The organism is Pseudomonas laurylsulfativorans, from assembly GCF_002906155.1.
GTDB classification, from domain to species: domain Bacteria; phylum Pseudomonadota; class Gammaproteobacteria; order Pseudomonadales; family Pseudomonadaceae; genus Aquipseudomonas; species Aquipseudomonas laurylsulfativorans.
In genome coordinates, this window is the sequence record NZ_MUJK01000001.1 from 650,032 (window position 1) to 667,426 (window position 17,395).

The following is a 17,395-nucleotide window of genomic DNA, read 5'->3' on the forward strand; positions in this document are numbered from 1 at the left end:
GCAAAAAATGTCTTCAAAAACTCTCATCTTCTGTTGGAACGAATATTCCTCGCTTGTATGTCTGTAGGGCAACGCTCGTCGTTAGACGACGAATATTTGGATTTTCCTCCACCAAGCGTTGGGTTATAGCATCATAAGACTCAACATCCCTTGCTAAGATGATCAAATAAACATCCGCAGAGCCGGTGGTATAAATTGCCTGCTGCACAGAGTCCTCCCTATCCAGCCATTTTCTAAGCTGAGACAGTAAGTCCTTACGCTCTCTTTCAATTTCAAGAGCCGTCACGAAGGTTAACGGGACACCTACTTTTTTTGCATCAACGACAGTTACCTGCCCCTGTATCACTCCCTCCTCTCGCATTTTTCGTATTCGCCGTAAAACTGATGATGCAGACATACCTGTCTTTTCTGCGATCAGTTCTGCCGGTACAAGACAGTCTCGCTGCAACAAAGAGAGGATTCGCCGATCACCTCTATCAAGAATCATATCTACCATTTTTAAGCCTCCGATCAGTCACACGACACTCAACTCTAGTTAACATTAAATACGATGACGCCAAACGTCAATTAATTAGTTATTTTGAACTGTATACGTCGGTTTTCACGATAAATATGACGTTTTCATTCAAAACTAAGGTTTAAAATGGCGCTTACCGTCACTTTTATCACTCCATATAAAAAGGTATGTATACATGACCATCGCAAACGCACCAGTTGAATCGAATTCAGTAACAGTCATCAAGCGATTCCTTGATGCCTGGGCGACCCAAGACCTTGAGACTGTGCTTGAGATTTTCGCTGAGAATGCGGTTTACAAAGGTTCCCAAGGTGATGAACCAGGCAAAACCTATAACGGCCGTCAAGAAATCGGCCCAGCCGTCAAGACTATGTTTAGTGCCGCCGGCAGCACCGTACTGAAAGTCCTTGATATCTATCCTTTTGACGGTGGGGCGACCGTAACATGGCATGTTGGCGGTAACGACGCGAACGGTTCTCCAGTTAACGTGCTCGGGATCGATGTATTTGTAGTCGCCGATGGGCACATCACTTTGAAAGATGCCTATCGCAAGGTTAAATCATGAGCAAGACAAATCAACACAGCGGAGCTTCTCCACTTCTAGGGAAATACTCAAAAAATTTGGGATTCGACGCAGAACCTGACACAAACGTAGGTCGGGTACTCCGGTTGGATATGCCAGGCCTACCCCATGCTCCCTCTTATTGGGCGGCCAATGCGGGTGAGGAAGTTAATACCTCTGGCGAGCTTGAGACGCGTCAAGAGACCTCTGTAGCAATTATTGGAGCCGGCTTCACAGGTCTCTCATGCGCATATCATCTTGCAAAGAAACATGGAATAAAAGCCACTGTCCTTGAGGCTAATAAGGTTGGATGGGGGGCAAGTGGACGAAACGGCGGTTTCTCCATGATTTGCGTAGGTAAAGATGAATACGCAGAAACATTGGCACGTCTTGATGTAGAGGAAGCCCGGCAACATTTCCACGTTGGACTCGATGCAGTTAAGACTGTTGAAGAAATTGTTAGAGATAACAATATTGAGGTTGATCGGTCTGAGAGTGGCTGGATCAATATTGCTCATAAAAAATCTCGAATTGCAGATCTCAAAGAAACGAAGCGCTTATTGAAGGAAGGCTTTGGATACGATACAGAGTACATCGGTGGCGATGAACTACGGCGGACGCTAATCAATTCATCCGAAGGATGTGGAGCACTGCTTTACCCTGATGGCTTCGGACTGAACCCGTTGAAGTATGCTCGAGGTATAGCTCGAGCAGCGATTGAGCATGGTGCGACCATCCATGATAAAAGCCCGGTGTTGAGTTGGACGAAAGAAGGTGGCAAGCATATTTTGCGAACACCTAAAGGCGTCTTGGTAGCCGATCAGGTAGTGATCGCTACTGCTGGTTACACATTGGATGCAATGAACCCATGGCTTTCGGGCAGAATACTTCCAGCAATTTCTAACATTGCTGTAACACGCCCTTTGACGCCGGCAGAGCAACAACAAGCAGGGCTCAGAACCACTCAGATGGTAAGCGACACACGAAAACTTGTGTTTTACTATCGCCTATTGCCGGATGGCCGTCTACTTTTTGGAGCGCGAGGAGGAATACGTGACGAGGGGAACTTAAACCATAAAGCATACGAGTGGTTAACACAGCGTATGGTGGATATGTTCCCTAGTTTGGCATCAGTAAAGGTCGATTATTTCTGGCGCGGATGGGTCTGTCTGTCGCGAGACAAGAATCCTCACATGGGGACGACTGACGATCCTACAGTTCATTATTCGATCGCCTACATGGGTAATGGCGTTTCTTTAGCCTCACATTTTGGTCGCTTGGTAGCGGGTCGAATTGCGGGCAAGCCAGAAGAGCCAAAAATCACTCTGTTTAAAGACCCTTTGCCAAAGTTTGAACTGCCAGCATTCCGTGAAGCGTCACTCAGGGCTGCTTATGTCTACTATGGAATCAAAGATCGCTTTCTTTAATTGACTCTGAGCAATGCTCTTGGCGATAGCTAAGCACATTGCTCAGTTTTTTCTCGCGCTCTGCGCTCAAAAAATACAAAGCTCTACTAGCATTTCGCCCACAATTCTTATCCCACGCCCTGCTACCTCCAAGCTCTTCGTTGATAGCGAGGCGCCCCCTCTAAGGAAGCTCCGATAAACTTCCGCACCAGCCGGAAAGTCGCATTCCGCATTGGTTGGCTTTTCAGCCCAATTCTTTGTGTTACGCCCACAACTCCCCCATACCCTTAAGCTGTTTTCAAGCTCCACAAATTTGACAGAGCAAACAGCGTAGTCAATTCAGCATTGTTTTTGATCAGTCCGCGAAAACGTGCTTTCACGTAACCGAACTGACTCTTGATCGCAACCGTCCGGCGAAGTCACCTAACTGTGTGCCCAATGGGGCCTTAGCAGAGGTTTGAGCCGTGTGCTGGGAAACTCACATATCCGGGGATGTGGGCAATCGCGTCTGACTACCCGACAATTAGATCCGGCCGTGAGCGTTTGGCCGTTAAAGCTGCCCACTACGCCTATACTGCCGAAGCCATGTCGTCGAGGTAGAGATCCGTCGTTTCGCCTGGCTTCGTCCTTGCGTGCGCTGGCGCATGACCATGATGTTTGCGCAGTAAGCCCGACCACTCTCCAACGGAAAGAGAACGTCGCATGAATATGAACAGGTTTTTGTTGGGAACCACTACTTTGCTGTTTGCCACTGTGGCCAGTGCTGATATTCCGCAGCTCAACTACGACTGCCCGACCAATATCGCCGTGCATGCGGATAAGGGCGGGCCGGTGTTCATCAATGGCAAGGAGGCCAAACTGAAGAAATTCAACGACAACGCCTATGAAGCCAGGGGCTCTGGCGTGGCGATTTCCCTCACGCGCAATCCAGATGAGTCATGGGACGTATCCTATACCGGTAAAGGCGGGGCTAACGGGGTTTGCCAGCCAGCGACATCGGGCGCTGCGAGTGCCAGTAGCACCAGTGGCACATCTGCCACCAACAAGGCGGAGAAGGCCTGCCTGGCCGAGGTAGCGAAGCAAACCGGTGTGGCCGCCAGCAAGCTTTCGGTGACCGACGTCATGACCGCCGAAGCGGGCATTGGCGTGACGATCAAAGTACCTGGCGCGGACGCTCCTTGGTCGTGTTTGTCCAATGGCAGTGGCAAGATCCAAGGTGCAAGTTATACCGGGTCTGAAGGCAACCTCTGAGTAGCAGCCGAGCGCCCCTTGCTCGCGCGGCCGGCAGACCAACACCGCTTGGCATTTCCGACCGCGCAACTCAGCCTGGCCTTAGTGCCCTGGTGGTATGGCGCCCAACAGGGCGATGATGAAGAGCGTCCAGTCGTTGAGTACATGGGCACCGGTGGAGACCCAAATGTTCTTCGTCATGATGTAGGGCAGCAGCAGGATCAGCCGCGCACTGCCGATAACGACGAACGCCTGCACTATGTTCCAATCATAGGTTGGAAGGTGCGCCGCGCCGAAGAGCAGGCCCGACAAGAGCCAGGCGCCGACGATCGCTCCCTTGCGTGACCAGTGCAGCCGCGTGATCAGGAACTTCATCAGTGCAAGAAATGGCAAGATCGTCAGCACCTCCTCGCCCAATAGCTGCGGCAGCGTCTTGAGAAAGAAGAGTAGGTGCTCGACTGGTGTTTGCGTCGCCATCCCTGCGAAAACCGGGTTTGAGTGCGTGCCCAGGGTCTTCATGACCACTAGGCCTATGGCCATCGTGACCACGATATTGAGCAGCGCGAACAGTACCATCCATTTGATCTCGCGGCCCGTGACCCTGCGCAACAGTGCCATCCAATGTTGCGGAGTGACCCATGCCAGCGTCGCCAGCGGGATGGCGAAGAACAGGATTGCGGGAATGAACTGCCCAATTTTTCCCGCGAACAATGGCAACGGCGCTATTAGCACCAGGAACCCGGCCACCACCCCAAGCATAAGTAGCAGCCATTGTTTGCCTGAAAGGCCAACAGGCTTGCCGTTGTAGTAGGGGAAATCGTCGAGGTACTCCAGGCAGGGGAAGCGCTCATCCGCCCTGGATTCGTTATGGACTGTTGCCTGCTTGCAGTTATCCATAGGTGGCCTCCCTCCGACGTGAAGTAACAAAGGCATGGGAACTCCACGCTGCAGTTCACCGTAGCAGTGCTGGGCCGAGTCGCAAGGCGGTGAGCAACGACACCGCCTAGCCGCCAAACCACCTCGCGCTCTAATGCTATTTACGTTTCTCGACACTGGTATCGCCCGCATCGGCGTAGACAGCGTTTCCCTCGCCGTGAAGCAGTTCGGTAAGGTTTTCGACCATTGCCTGCCGTCGGGTAAAACGATTCCATTATCTTTAGCGCAGCGTACCAGGGCACAACTTGATCCATCTCGGCGAGGAAGCTCTCGCGGCCAGTTCGCTTACGCTTCCGACGTATTCGAATTCGGAAAAATTCACCTGGCTCACGAATGGCTCGGGTAGGTAATGGGGTCGAATATCAGCATATTTTAGGATGTGTTCAAACCTCCCCTAGGCGAACGCTCCGGAAGGCTCTCAAGGCTCTCTAAAGACCAACAACAGGAAGCTAAGAACATTTTAAATTTAACCAATTTAACTCCACAGGTCACTCCAATAATTTTCACTGCAAAGTAGTCACTGGCAATTAATCCACACCCATCAAACTAACTATTTACTTTAACTTCCGCTCTCCCACTCCACCTCCGAAACCGTTTAAAACCCTTAGCACTAAAATATGCTCTCATGCTCACACCAATGGACGCATCCAACTTTTTATACACCTGTAAAAGATTGACTATAACGCTGCTCAGCAAACAACTGTGAGAGGAAGACGTTAAGAAGGGCGACATCGGAGATAGCAAATGGAACGAGGAAGGTGGGCATCATATACGCAAGAGGAAAATCTTGAATTTTACAACAACATTATCAGGAAGTAAAAATGCGACAACTGACCTTAACCAATTGCCGCAGAAAATTAATTGCCAGGAGCATCCAGGCTTCAGCTTACCCTTTCCGCCTTATAACTCTTAACCTCTACGTGTCGATATTTCAAGAAGTAGACCAGCCCAAGCCACACTACCCATATAGGTATCAAATACAGTGCCAAGAGAGTGTCAGGCTCCAGCGTGAGCAGGACGATCATACATGCAAAGAAAATTAGAGAGAAGATACTCAAAGGGACACCCCAGGGCATCTTGAACTTGGATGCCTTGTGTAACTCAGGATTCCTTTTGCGGTAAATCAAGTACGCAACAAGAATCAGCGACCAGATAAATATCAGTAGTACTGATGCGATCGTGCTGACGATTGTGTATACCGTCATTACTTTTGGAATGAATATCAGAAGGCCTGTACCCAGAGATACACAGAGACAGGAAAAAATTAGACTGGCACCAGGCACCTTTCTTCTAGTAACTGTAGAAAACATATTAGGGGCTTGTTTGGCTGAAGAAAGGCCAAACAACGTGCGACTGGTACAGAAGATGCCGCTATTTGCAGAGGAAATTGCTGACGTAGTTACGACAAGGTTAATCATCCCTGCTGCCATTGGTAGCCCTGTCACCAAAAATAGCTGAACAAATGGGCTTTGGTCTGCAGAAATTGCAAACCAGGATGAAACGCTAATGATGCATATCAGCGACAATACATAGAACACCATAACTCTGATCGGAACGGCATTAATCGCTCGCGGCAAGGTTTTGTGCGGATCCTTTGCCTCTGCTGCAGTTGCACCGATCATTTCTATGCCGGCGAAAGAAAAAATTGCAATTTGGAACCCAGCAAAAAACCCACTCATACCATAGGGCAAGGTGGCTGCGGGGTCGACGAGATGAGACAACGAGGCCGTGACTCCGTTAGGCGATACATAAGAAATTGCAATAAGTACACCGCCTACTACAATCAGGCTAACAACTGCCACGACCTTAACTAGGGAAAACCAAAATTCTAACTCTCCGAATATCCTCACTGTAAGCAAATTCAAAAACATCAATGCCGCGAGTACAATTAGTGCTGGCCCCCATGTTGGAAGATCAGGATACCAATATTGAATGTATCCGCCAATCACGACGCTATCTGCAACCGCAGCTACGACCCACGTAAGCCAGTATGACCATCCGATAAAAAATCCGGCCCAAGGCCCAATGTAATCAGAGCAAAAATCTGCAAAGTTTTTGTATTTCAAATTTGAAAGTAATAGCTCACCCATCGCGCGCATCACAAAAAACAGAACGATGCCGATGATCATATAGGTGAAGATAATGGAAGTTCCGGAAACACTAATTGTCTTTCCAGCCCCCATAAACAGTCCAGAACCAATTGCACCGCCCAAGGCAATAAACTGGATATGCCTATTTGAGAGGTCGCGGCTTAATTCGCCTGATTCGGCAGCATCAGAACTATGGTGCTTACCGAATTTATTTACATCACTCATATTTACACCTAAAAACCATTTTGAATTTTATAAGACTTATACTAAAACGGCGAAGTCAAATTATTAAATGAGCACCTCCACGCACAACAACTCAAACCATCCTTATTAAAAGCGCGATAAAAAAAGGCCGGTGAGGTTCCGGCCAAGAGTGTAAAACGGTTTAATCAAAAGCTCAGCGAATTGCGCCTTCAGCGGTCAACTCTTTGATGACCTTCTGTACCGCTTGGTGAGCAAGATCAATAATTTGATCTACTTCTGTTTCGGTTGTAACGAGAGGTGGTGCGAAGCCCAGAATTTCGCCATGAGGCATAGCCCGTGCAATCAGATTCAGATCGCGAGCGGCCTTAGAAACTCGTGCACCAACTTTCAATGCTGGATCAAAGCGTTTCTTGGTAGTCGGATCCGCGACAAACTCCAGAGCCGCCATCAAGCCAACGCCACGAACCTCACCAACGATTGGCAAGCCTCCAAATACCTCCTTGAGATTATTCTGGAAGTACGCACCCACACGTGCGGCGTTTCCAGGGATGTCTTCCTGCTCAACAATGTCCAGCACGGCATTCGCCGCGGCGACGCCAATTGGATGGCCAGAATAGGTGTAACCATGAGAGAACGCGCCGACACGATCGGCTCCCTCTTCCATAACCTTGTAAACCTTCTCACCAACGATAGCTGCGGACAGAGGTGCGTAGGCCGAGGTCAAGCCTTTAGCCACCGTAATAAGATCTGGTTCGATGCCATACTTATCGCAACCGAACATCGCTCCGGTACGACCAAAACCGGTGATCACTTCGTCAGCGATCAGAAGAATGTCGTACTTTTTCAGGACTGGCTGAATAGCAGCCCAGTAGCCTGCAGGAGGAGGAGTAATGCCGCCGGTGCCCAGCACTGGCTCTGCAATGAAAGCGCCAATGGTATCTGGATCTTCACGCAGGATCAGTTCTTCCAACTCTTGGGCACGGCGAGCGGAGAACTGCTCTTCGGTCTCACCCGCTTCAGCCCCCCAATAGTGATGCGGGACGCCGGTACGTAGAATGCCGGTGACAGGCAAGTCCATGAAGTCGTGATAGAAGCTCATGCCGGTCATCGAACCCGATACGACCGAGCAACCGTGGTAACCACGATCACGAGTGATAATCTTCTTCTTCTTTGGAAGCCCGCGGAGGTTGTTGTAGTACCAGACCAGCTTGGCTTGGGTTTCGTTAGCGTCCGAACCTGAGAGCCCGTAAAACACCTTGCTCATTTTGCCTGGTGCCATGCGCACCAAGCGATCCGAGAGTCGTGCCAGCTCGTCAGTAGTATGAGCTGCATAGCTATGGTAATAGGCGAGCTTGTGCGCCTGGCGAGAAATAGCATCCGCCACCTCGGTACGACCATAACCAACGTTCATGCAGTACAGGCCGGCGAACCCGTCAATGTATTCACGACCTGTGGCATCGGTGATACGAATGCCTTTACCAGTTTCAATGATGGTAGGGTCGCCGAGCTTGCCGCTCGCGAAATCCTTCAGGTTGGTGAATGGGTGCAGGACGGAATTACGATCCTGGGCCGAGATCAAATCTTGTTCTTGCTTATTCATTTTTTTTCCTCAATTCTTACAAGCTGCCAAAGCAGACGTATTTCAGTTCCATGTATTCGGCTATGCCATGCTTGGAACCTTCTCGACCAAGACCGGATTGTTTCCAGCCACCAAACGGGATTGGTGCGCCTGTAAACTTAGGCGTATTAAACGCAACCATTCCGTACTCCAACCGATCCGACATACGCAGCGAGCGACGCAGATCATTGGTGTATACATAGGCAGCTAGACCGAACTCGGTGTTGTTGGCGCGACGTAGCACTTCTTCTTCCGTATCAAAAGGAAGAATCGCTGCGACCGGGCCGAATGTTTCTTCAAAGGCGATATCCATCTCGTCGGAGACATCCGCCAGTACGGTCGGTGTAACGAAATTACCGTTTATTTCCGCGCTACCAACCACAATGCGCGCACCCAATGAGACCGCATTTTCAATATGATCACGGCACTTGGTCGCTACTGAGAGGCGAGTCATAGGGCCAATATCGACACCTTTTTCGAACCCGTGTCCCACCTTCAAATTGGCTGTTGCAGCAGCGAAAGCCTCAATGAATTTTTCATAATGGCCGCGCTGAACGTAAATCCGATTGGCACCTAGGCAATCCTGACCCGAGGTTGCGAACTTGGCGCCGATGCAGCCAGTAACCGCCTCTTCAATCGAAGCGTCATCAAATACGATGAAAGGCGCGTGACCACCCAGCTCTAGCGACACTTTTTTCACCGTGTCACCGGACTGCTTTAGCAAAAGCTTTCCTACTTGAGTCGAACCGGTAAAGCTGAAAGCGCGGATTTCTGGACGCTTCAGCAAGCGCGCAGATTGGTCGATAGCGTCGCCAGTCAAAACTTGGAATACCCCAGGAGGAATACCAGCCTCCTCCGCGAGCTTGGCCAACGCGAGCGCTGACAGAGGGGTCTCAGGTGCTGGCTTCACAATCATCGTGCACCCAGCAGCGAGAGCTGCACCTGCCTTACGAGTAATCATCGCGCTTGGGAAATTCCAAGGGGTAATCGCAGCCGTAACGCCAATAGGTTGCAACTTTGTTAGTAGCTGACTACCTGCCAGGTGACTTGGGATTGTCTCGCCATAGCAGCGCTCACCTTCAGCCGCAAACCACTCAAGGAAATTCGCACCGTAGGAGATTTCTCCTAGGGACTCTGCGAGAGGCTTGCCTTGTTCGGCAGTCATGATTACTGCCAAATCCTGAGCATGCTCGCGAGTCAATGCTGCCCATTTGCGGAGAATTACGCCCCGCTGAACTGGTAGCAGATCGCGCCATGCAGGGAATGCGGCACTGGCCGCTTCAATGGCGCGATCAACCCAGATGACATCACAATGGGCGACCTCTGCGATCTTTTCGTCAGTGGCCGGATCTGTAACAGCCAGGCGATTATCGGCATCAATCCACTCTCCATTGATGTAGGCGCGAGTTTCCAGGAGATCTGGGCGGGCGAGGTGATTCAGTGCAGTTTTGGAAAGGTTTTTCATGGCGACCACTTAGCGTGTTTTTTGTTGGCACCAGTTTATTGACCCTACGTCGCTGTAATACGTCTATAAAGCAGGCGATAACACATGATTACTGCGTTTTTCTACGTAGCCTGCATATTTTCTGCAGGAGCGTACTCTGTGACTCCGCAAAGCGAAAATGACACACCCGTTCAGCAGCGTAAATTGCCGGGCTGATTTCGTGAAGGAGTGACAAAGGTAATGGGTTATCGCTGGGAAGCATGGTCAGCGCCTGATCGGCGGAGGTGTCATATGTCGCACGATTTTCAACGCCGACCGGATTTTACGTGGCGGAATCTAAGACTGTTGAAGCGAATTGAGGATGAAAAGGCGAAACGCTTGCTACTTAGGAGATGATCTTATTGCCGATGGTTCTAGGGATGTTCGAGGTGGTATCCCAAGACCGTATCGTTTTGTCGATATGCTGCCTCCTGAACATGAAGATCACTGTCGCAACAATATGTAACCCTACAGCGGCAATGACCAATGAGATAAACCCGGTTTTGGGGTATAGGTCACTGGCTACCGCAGTCCCAAACATGAAGCCTACGTAGGTGATTGCGCTGTTAAGCCCAAGTACCGTTCCGCGCCTGTCTGGCCGCACTTGAGACAAGAGGAGAACCATACTTCCGAGACAAAGATGTTCAACGATACCCCACGTTACAACCACGACAAATAATACAACGAAGTTATGCATCGCAGGTAACAGCAAAGCAAAAAGCATCGCGTTGGCGATAAGCGCCATTGGCAGCAATTTTTTTGGCCCTAAACGACCTATGACCTTCCCTGCGACAGTCGTTATCGCGAAGCCAAATCCATAAGCGAGAACAAGTAGTCCGGATTCGCCCGTTGGGATATGTAAGGTGGATTGCGCCTCCTGCATCAAAAATGCATAAACCCCATAAAACGCGGTGGAGAAGACAAAGCTGATACTTAGCATTGGAACAACACCTGGGTATCGCAAGGCGACGGTGACCCCCTTTGGTTGATTATTTGACACTGCATTATCCAGATCTCTGGGCAAGTAGTAGATCCTGGGTAATACCATCACTAGGCCGACTGCCAACATAAGGTAAGCGAACCGCCAACTGAAATTTTCAGCAATATAAGCAGCAATAGGAACAACGACTACCATAGACAGCGACCATCCTATCAACACACGTCCCAGTGCTTGGGAGGCTTGCTGTGGACTCGTGATTTTCGTCGCAAGCGCGTAGGCGCTTGGCAATACCAGCCCTGCTCCAAAACCCGCAAGCACCTGCGCAGCGCCCAACATAATGACGTGCATCGCCATTGAACTGGCTAGCAAGGCTACCAGTAGCACCGACAGCCCTATGAGCAGTGATCGTCTTGCGCCGATCCGATCAATCAATGGCGCCAGCACGAGAGCAGATAACGCAGTACCTCCACCGTAGGCAGCCATTACTTTGGCGACAGACTCTACAGAAGCATTCAGTGCATTGGAGACCTCTCCCAGTATCGGGCTGAGTAACAGCCCATTCGATCCGACAACAGCCACCGCTGCCATCAAAGTCAAGACCGCCGAGGTTACCGACTTGGCCGCACTCTGATCCATAATAAACATCCGTAATGTTGTTGAAATTTCCCCTTCGTACAATACAGTGCAAAACGGCACGCCAATCTGCGTTTTAGCAGGGTTTCGCGCTCGAAAACCTCCTCTAAGCCCCCTCTTATTTACGTAGCCGTCTCGGTGTCTTTCAAAAATTACTTCTTCGCTATCAATAACCTCCTCCAACCAAGGCCGAATACCGAGAGGTCACAACAGACCATGCTGGTTTGTATGAACGGGTACATCATCTTTTAAACAAGTGATGCCCCCCGTCTCGCTGGCAGGTTTTTTTAAGCTCTTATCAAAAAAAATGAATGCGACTTAAGCAAAATTCGGCAAATGGCCATTCGCCCAGCCTTAATCATCCAATAGCTACGCGATGGACATCTCGCCAATAAAAAAGGGCCTCCAAAGGGTAATGCCAGTCAGTTAAGCTGACTGGCATTTTTATTTCTGATCGGATACTTCGGCGATTTGAGCCGGATGGCGCGAGGATAAATACGCTCCTCTCGCCGATGAGGCAGGACATAGTGCAGGGCTGAGGCATGAAGCTCGCGGCTATGCGCCAGAGAGCCGGCAGCCATGAACAAGAATCGATGAACAGCCGCATTCATTTCAAAAGCATCTGGTCAGCAGCTGTAGCCCTGCGAGCGGCTTATGAACATCTGACATCGCCTACTTGTTAAATACAGTATCTGAAAGACACCTCCGCTCAAGCTCTTTCGAGCGAATACTCAAAGGTGACGTCAAGTATCGCTTCGTGATCGACAACTCCACATTGGTTGATTGAGCGCCTCAGATTCCAGAACCCTCAGGCTTTCGTTGCACTCCAAACAGTGTTGCTTTGCCAGGCTGGGAAAATCGAAGGACGCTATAGATCTCAGAAATCACCTGCATCGTTACGGCTTCGATCGTTCCTTCATTACGGCATAAAACCCAGCCTTGATCTGCAATCGCTCGCTCGAACGCCTTGGTACAGGCGACATGTTCTTCCAGCTTATGGATCACAGTACTGCTCAGCCCTCGACGTCGTGCCGCTGCCCTCGCCCATGAAATATCAGGGGCGGTGACAACCCCGACATGCAGGTCTGGCACTCGCACGTTTCGATCAATGTTCAACTGTAGAATCTCTGCAAACGGGATTATCCGGCGAAACGCGGCATCAGACGGGTACCAGCGATCGATCAAGATGATGCTGCCTGGTGGCTGTTTAGCCAGCACATGCTGGGAAATCCAGGTACGGCTATCAGCAAAACGCTCACAAACCCCCAACTCCAAATCCCGGGTGGGATTTCTAACGAGCTTGTTAACGAGGGCCATTGTTTCACTTCTATAGGGATCGCTTGTTTTCTCGCAAAGTCGGATCACCTTTTTGTTGTCTGCCCTCAGTACTTTCGTAACGGCCTCCAACAGTGTGGTTTTGCCGGTTCCCTTGGGCCCATCTAGAGAAACAAACAGTGGACGATTCATTTTTCACATAACGATTGATATACGGTTTATTTGCCCTGTTCGTTCGCTGGAGCCGCTTGGCGCGACTACGCGAATCGAGCGGAGGGCCCTTATGAACAGACATTGATGAACACTCTAACCTGGTTTCTGGCCAACGAGTCTCAAAATCCAGGCTCATAGCCACTTATGAACATCGATCATCGCCCATAAGTTAAATAGCGTGTCTAGACGGTAGATTCGCATTTGTCTCCTTTCACAGTTGACCGGCTTGCAGTCCAGCTTTCACCGTATCTCTGCTTTGAGCAAAGGCCTCGTCCTTACATATCATCGCTTCGAGACCACCGGGCTCCACCCGGTCGCAATCGTAAGAAGGGCCAGGTGTCACATTGGCAACCGGCGACCTCCCCGTGCTGCTCCCAGTCGCCTGCATCGAATGGGTCTGCTGATCAATGTACTGGCACCACTCTTCGGAACTTCGTACAGGGACGTCTGCCCTGCCGCGAACCCCTAACTTGAATTCGATCACGGATTTCCATTCGTCGGAACCTATATCCGGCCCGTGCCCTTGCGCATCGGCAGTCAGCAGTTTCTTGTCGATCGCTTCGTACCAGGCGTCAGAGCAGATGGATTGCGCCTGAACAAAACCTGCGGCGCCAACGAACAACAAGACCAGATACTTGCTCATGTGCTGTCCTTTTTGATCTGAGCAGTTGCCCTACACCGACCTAAGCCCGTTTCCTTCGCCCGCGAGTGGAATGGCTAGAGGGTCGGCATGGACTCACACTCTGAAAGCATGCTTTGCAGCCGTTCTTGATTAAGCTCTAGGCAAGCACTCTCTGCTTCAGCGCGTGTCTGATAGTCAGTCTTCAGGCGCAGCTTTTCTTCATTGTCGTAGATATTGAAACCTATCGGAGCGGTTTCGCAGTAGAAGCGCGTTCCACTGCGCACAGATCCCGTTTCTGTTGGGATTGCGGGGACAACAACGAACCTCAAAATCATCTTCATCTCCTCTCCAATCACCCTTTCACTAATAGCGGCTTTTAGCCAGCATCACAAGGGATCAACTTCGGTTTCCGATGAGGAGCATGGGCGACCAAGGACGCTCGCTTATGTCGAACGCAGACCTACTCCCTCCCCTACTCTTCAAGATCAATCGGTATGCCAATAACGCCAGAATGCGCTGACCCATTCGAATGTTTGATAGATAGCGGCAGATGATATGTTATAACGCACGCAATCTAGAGCTGTCGGTTGTCACTGGCAGCGCCATCCACTCCCTCCCTGCGACATACGATGACGACTTCTATTCACATCCCGCCCATCACAAGCCTGAACCAGCGCCTACTGTCCATTGATGCCCTAAGGGGATTGGTAATCCTCCTCATGCTGCTGGATCACGTGCGCGAAACGTTCTTTTTGCACCGTCAAGTAACAGACCCAATGGACGTCGACACCACTGAGCCGGCGCTATTTATCAGCCGTACACTCGCCCATTTATGTGCGCCCGTGTTCGTACTGCTGACTGGGCTCTCCGCTTACTTGTATGGCCAAAAGCACCAGGGTAAGCGCGATGTATCGGCCTTTTTGTTCAAGCGTGGTCTGTTCCTGGTACTACTGGAGTTCACCCTGGTGAATTTCGCCTGGACACTTCAGCTGCCACCGACAGTCATTTACATGCAGGTGATCTGGGCCATTGGTGTATGCATGATTGCCTTGGCTGGACTGGTGTGGTTGCCCAAGCCAATTCTGTGCGCTCTGGGTCTCGTGATCGTGGCTGGGCACAATCTGCTAGATAGTGTGCACTTCCCGACGGCTTCGCCAATGCACATACCTTGGGCGATTCTGCATGATCGCGGCTGGATCGATCTCTTCGACAGCTTGCGTCTGCGCACCTCTTATCCTGTGCTTCCGTGGATCGGCGTGATCGCCCTTGGATACAGTATCGGCCCTTGGTTTTCCAACCAGGCGGTGGCGGCAGAACGTCAGCGCACACTGCTATTTGCAGGGGCCGGGGCATTGATTGGATTTGTCGCACTGCGAGCAGTAAATGGTTATGGCGAAGTGCAGTGGGTAGCCCATGAAGGCATCACCCAAACCCTTATGAGTTTCTTCAACATTACAAAATACCCACCTTCCCTGCTGTTCCTTTTCCTGACGCTTGGAGTTGGTTTCATATTGCTTCGGGCCTTGGAGCGGGCTCAACAACGCAAGTGGGTCAGTACATTGGCAGTATTTGGCGCGACGCCGATGTTCTTCTACCTGCTCCACCTTTACGTACTGAAAGCGCTGTACCTGATCAGCGTCGAGCTGTTCGGATTGAACCAAGGGAAATTTTTCGGTTACGACAGTGTTTGGGCTGTGTGGCTGACGGCGGTGCTCCTGGGATTAACCCTGTACTTACCTGTGCGTTGGTTCGCTGCACTGAAGGCACGCCGTCGCGATATTGGGTGGCTCAAATACTTCTGATTGGGGCACTGCTCAAAAAAGGGACTTTAGAGGGAAATTCCAGTCAGTTAAGCCCCGGACCAAGCTCGCGCCCACAAGGTTGTGGGCGCGGATCACGCGAGCTTGATGGCTCCACCTTGGATATCGTCCCGTGCCATTCGCAAGTCATTGGCGTCTTGATTGAGCCGATGAATCATGTTGAGCAATCGTTGGCGCAACACCTCGTCTTGGAGCTGCTCAGCAGCACGCATCACGTCAAGCGCCGCGGCCTCATTGTTGGTGGCAACAGCGTCGAGTAGTTTGCGCATGCTTCTTGATGGCCGATTCATTTCCAACCCTCCCAGGTTTCGGTGACGCGAATCATACGGCCGGAATGTTTCGTCAGTGTTAAAGCGTCCGGCTTTGGCCCCACGTGCCAACTAAAACCTAAGCGAACAACATCACTGGCAAAAAGGTCAGCAACAGTATTTTGGCTTTAAACGACATCGTTGAATTCCTTCACCCCATCCTATGAAGTCGTCACTGAAAAGGCAGCCTGCGAAAATCGCGAGGCCGACATCTGGGGATCACCAGAGGGCGATGTCGTAGGTAAAGTAGATCCGGTTGCTATCCCGGCCACGGGAATAATCAGAGCGGTAAACGTAGTTACGCAACCGCACACCCAGACCTTTGAGGGTACCTTGTTGCACGACGTAAGCCAGTTCGGCGTCACGCTCCCACTCTTTTACCGTGGTGTTGGACTTACCGTCGTTGCCGCTCAGATACCGGGTGGAGAGCGTCAAGCCTGGCACACCGACGGCAGCAAAGTTATAGCCGTAGTTAAGCATCCAGGTTTTTTCATCCTCCTCGATGAACTTGCCTATCCCGGCGTTGCTGAACGAATAAACCGTTGCACCACTGATATAGGGCAGTCCGGCATCACCACTGAGGGTCTGGTATCCGCCCCCGAAGATATGACCGGAAAAGGCGTAGGACAATTGCCCGCTCAGCATGTTGTTGTCGATCTTGCCACCGAAGGCTGAGCCGGTATCGACACTGTTGAAGTAGCGCAAGTCACTGGTCAGCACACCGCCGCCCAAGGGTAGATCGTGCTGGATACCTGCGAAATTCTGTCGGTAAAAGTTTTCCAGTTCGCCGTAGAAGTAGCTCAAACGAACGCTCTTTCCCAGCTTGTATTCGGCGCCTGCATAGCTGAAGTCGCCAGATTTATCTCCACCGTAACCGTCGGGCACAATCGGCATGCTGTCGCTGGAATCACGCAGTTTGAATCGATCCAGGTAACCCCCGGTAAGGGTGAGGTTTTCGATGTCGGCGCTACTGATCTGAGTGCCTTGGTACGTTTGCGGCAACAGACGCGCGTCGTTATAGATCAGCACCGGAGTCTTGGGCAGCAAGGTGCCGTATTTGACCGTGGTCTTGGCCAGTTGGGCTTTGGCAGTCATACCCAGACTTGCGAATTCGTCAGCCGCACGACCGTCATCATGCACGGGCAACAAGCCAGTGCCGCTGCGGCCACGGCCGGAGTCGAGCTTGACCCCGAGCAGGCCAAGGGCATCAACACCAAACCCGATAGTGCCAGGTGTAAATCCCGACTGGTAATCCAACAGAAATCCCTGGGCCCACTCGGTTCGTTCGCTCTTCGCCGTCCTTGCTGATTTGGCACTCATGCCATGTTCGTCGCGGAAATTCTCATTGAAATAGACGTTGCGCAATTGCAGCTTGAGCTTGCTGTCGTCGATAAATCCTTCTGCACTGGCGCTGGCCAGCGGCAAAAAACCAAGAAAGGAAAACAGCGCCCGTTGGGTAAACAAAGTGGTCATAGCAAACTACTCGTTGTTGTTATTTGGAGTGCAGAACAGCGCACGCCTCGCAAGCGAAGCGCGTC

14 protein-coding genes and 2 pseudogenes are annotated in these 17,395 nt (G+C 51.0%); 4 read left to right on the plus strand and 12 right to left on the minus strand.

Annotation, left to right across the window (positions count from 1 at the left end; genetic code table 11):
- Positions 1–13: 13 nt before the first annotated feature.
- Positions 14–496, minus strand: a complete 483-nt coding sequence (locus B0D71_RS02920; protein ID WP_103393397.1) for an Lrp/AsnC family transcriptional regulator — start codon at positions 494–496, stop codon at positions 14–16.
- A gap of 196 nt (positions 497–692) precedes the next feature.
- Between B0D71_RS02920 and B0D71_RS02925 the strand changes: the two genes are divergently transcribed.
- Both B0D71_RS02925 and B0D71_RS02930 read left to right on the plus strand, forming a co-directional pair.
- Complete coding sequence (locus B0D71_RS02925) at positions 693–1,082, plus strand: nuclear transport factor 2 family protein (protein ID WP_103393398.1); 390 nt, start codon at positions 693–695, stop codon at positions 1,080–1,082.
- A complete protein-coding gene (locus tag B0D71_RS02930; RefSeq protein WP_103393399.1) occupies positions 1,079–2,506 on the plus strand; it encodes an NAD(P)/FAD-dependent oxidoreductase in 1,428 nt (475 codons plus the stop codon). Before B0D71_RS02925 ends, B0D71_RS02930 begins: the two co-directional genes overlap by 4 nt.
- A gap of 241 nt (positions 2,507–2,747) precedes the next feature.
- Here B0D71_RS02930 and B0D71_RS02935 read toward each other — a convergent pair.
- Positions 2,748–2,886: pseudogene (locus B0D71_RS02935) on the minus strand (IS5/IS1182 family transposase); the annotation flags it as partial.
- A 307-nt stretch (positions 2,887–3,193) separates the two neighbouring features.
- Here B0D71_RS02935 and B0D71_RS31550 point away from each other — a divergent pair.
- A pseudogene (locus B0D71_RS31550) lies at positions 3,194–3,472 on the plus strand (hypothetical protein); the annotation flags it as partial.
- 345 nt (positions 3,473–3,817) lie between these two features.
- Here the strand turns inward: B0D71_RS31550 and B0D71_RS02945 are convergent.
- The 8 genes from B0D71_RS02945 to B0D71_RS02985 all read right to left on the minus strand — a co-directional run bounded on the left by B0D71_RS02945 (position 3,818) and on the right by B0D71_RS02985 (position 14,070).
- A complete protein-coding gene (locus tag B0D71_RS02945) occupies positions 3,818–4,612 on the minus strand; it encodes a CPBP family intramembrane glutamic endopeptidase (protein WP_103393400.1) in 795 nt (264 codons plus the stop codon).
- A gap of 920 nt (positions 4,613–5,532) precedes the next feature.
- On the minus strand, positions 5,533–6,966 hold the full coding sequence (locus tag B0D71_RS02950; RefSeq protein WP_103393401.1) for an amino acid permease: 1,434 nt from the start codon (positions 6,964–6,966) through the stop codon (positions 5,533–5,535).
- A gap of 172 nt (positions 6,967–7,138) precedes the next feature.
- The gene (locus B0D71_RS02955; protein ID WP_103393402.1) at positions 7,139–8,545 is read right to left on the minus strand and encodes an aspartate aminotransferase family protein; all 1,407 of its coding nucleotides are present in this window, start codon (positions 8,543–8,545) and stop codon (positions 7,139–7,141) included.
- Positions 8,546–8,561: 16 nt separating this feature from the next.
- Positions 8,562–10,028 carry an NAD-dependent succinate-semialdehyde dehydrogenase gene (locus tag B0D71_RS02960; RefSeq protein WP_103393403.1) on the minus strand — a complete coding sequence of 489 codons (1,467 nt, stop codon included), beginning with the start codon at positions 10,026–10,028 and terminating at the stop codon, positions 8,562–8,564.
- Between the two features lie 364 nt (positions 10,029–10,392).
- The gene (locus B0D71_RS02965; RefSeq protein ID WP_165798681.1) at positions 10,393–11,622 is read right to left on the minus strand and encodes an MFS transporter; all 1,230 of its coding nucleotides are present in this window, start codon (positions 11,620–11,622) and stop codon (positions 10,393–10,395) included.
- 789 nt (positions 11,623–12,411) lie between these two features.
- Positions 12,412–13,086 (minus strand): dTMP kinase, encoded by a 675-nt coding sequence (locus B0D71_RS02975; protein ID WP_103393406.1) that lies wholly within the window; start codon positions 13,084–13,086, stop codon positions 12,412–12,414.
- A 232-nt stretch (positions 13,087–13,318) separates the two neighbouring features.
- On the minus strand, positions 13,319–13,750 hold the full coding sequence (locus tag B0D71_RS02980) for a hypothetical protein (RefSeq protein ID WP_240635660.1): 432 nt from the start codon (positions 13,748–13,750) through the stop codon (positions 13,319–13,321).
- A 74-nt stretch (positions 13,751–13,824) separates the two neighbouring features.
- Entirely contained in the window at positions 13,825–14,070 is a 246-nt protein-coding gene (locus B0D71_RS02985; protein WP_338066697.1) for a hypothetical protein, read from the minus strand.
- Between the two features lie 288 nt (positions 14,071–14,358).
- Between B0D71_RS02985 and B0D71_RS02990 the strand changes: the two genes are divergently transcribed.
- The gene (locus B0D71_RS02990) at positions 14,359–15,531 is read left to right on the plus strand and encodes an acetyltransferase domain-containing protein (protein WP_103393407.1); all 1,173 of its coding nucleotides are present in this window, start codon (positions 14,359–14,361) and stop codon (positions 15,529–15,531) included.
- Positions 15,532–15,623: 92 nt separating this feature from the next.
- Here B0D71_RS02990 and B0D71_RS02995 read toward each other — a convergent pair whose 3' ends face one another.
- Together B0D71_RS02995 and B0D71_RS03000 are read right to left on the minus strand one after the other, a co-directional pair.
- Positions 15,624–15,839, minus strand: coding sequence for a hypothetical protein (locus B0D71_RS02995; RefSeq protein ID WP_103393408.1), 216 nt, complete (start codon positions 15,837–15,839; stop codon positions 15,624–15,626).
- A 237-nt stretch (positions 15,840–16,076) separates the two neighbouring features.
- Positions 16,077–17,330: an OprD family porin gene (locus B0D71_RS03000; RefSeq protein WP_103393409.1), complete on the minus strand. Its 1,254-nt coding sequence runs from the start codon at positions 17,328–17,330 to the stop codon at positions 16,077–16,079.
- Positions 17,331–17,395 lie beyond the last annotated feature (65 nt).

Coding starts and splice junctions, on each gene's coding strand:
- B0D71_RS02980 (WP_240635660.1), bottom strand. CDS start 13,750: ATGAGCAAGTATCTGGTCTTGTTGTTCGTTGGCGCCGCAGGTTTTGTT.
- B0D71_RS02985 (WP_338066697.1), bottom strand. CDS start 14,070: ATGAAGATGATTTTGAGGTTCGTTGTTGTCCCCGCAATCCCAACAGAA.
- B0D71_RS02955 (WP_103393402.1), bottom strand. CDS start 8,545: ATGAATAAGCAAGAACAAGATTTGATCTCGGCCCAGGATCGTAATTCC.
- B0D71_RS02965 (WP_165798681.1), bottom strand. CDS start 11,622: ATGGATCAGAGTGCGGCCAAGTCGGTAACCTCGGCGGTCTTGACTTTG.
- B0D71_RS02945 (WP_103393400.1), bottom strand. CDS start 4,612: ATGGATAACTGCAAGCAGGCAACAGTCCATAACGAATCCAGGGCGGAT.
- B0D71_RS02925 (WP_103393398.1), top strand. CDS start 693: ATGACCATCGCAAACGCACCAGTTGAATCGAATTCAGTAACAGTCATC.
- B0D71_RS02930 (WP_103393399.1), top strand. CDS start 1,079: ATGAGCAAGACAAATCAACACAGCGGAGCTTCTCCACTTCTAGGGAAA.
- B0D71_RS02950 (WP_103393401.1), bottom strand. CDS start 6,966: ATGAGTGATGTAAATAAATTCGGTAAGCACCATAGTTCTGATGCTGCC.
- B0D71_RS02990 (WP_103393407.1), top strand. CDS start 14,359: ATGACGACTTCTATTCACATCCCGCCCATCACAAGCCTGAACCAGCGC.
- B0D71_RS02920 (WP_103393397.1), bottom strand. CDS start 496: ATGGTAGATATGATTCTTGATAGAGGTGATCGGCGAATCCTCTCTTTG.
- B0D71_RS02975 (WP_103393406.1), bottom strand. CDS start 13,086: ATGAATCGTCCACTGTTTGTTTCTCTAGATGGGCCCAAGGGAACCGGC.
- B0D71_RS02995 (WP_103393408.1), bottom strand. CDS start 15,839: ATGAATCGGCCATCAAGAAGCATGCGCAAACTACTCGACGCTGTTGCC.
- B0D71_RS03000 (WP_103393409.1), bottom strand. CDS start 17,330: ATGACCACTTTGTTTACCCAACGGGCGCTGTTTTCCTTTCTTGGTTTT.
- B0D71_RS02960 (WP_103393403.1), bottom strand. CDS start 10,028: ATGAAAAACCTTTCCAAAACTGCACTGAATCACCTCGCCCGCCCAGAT.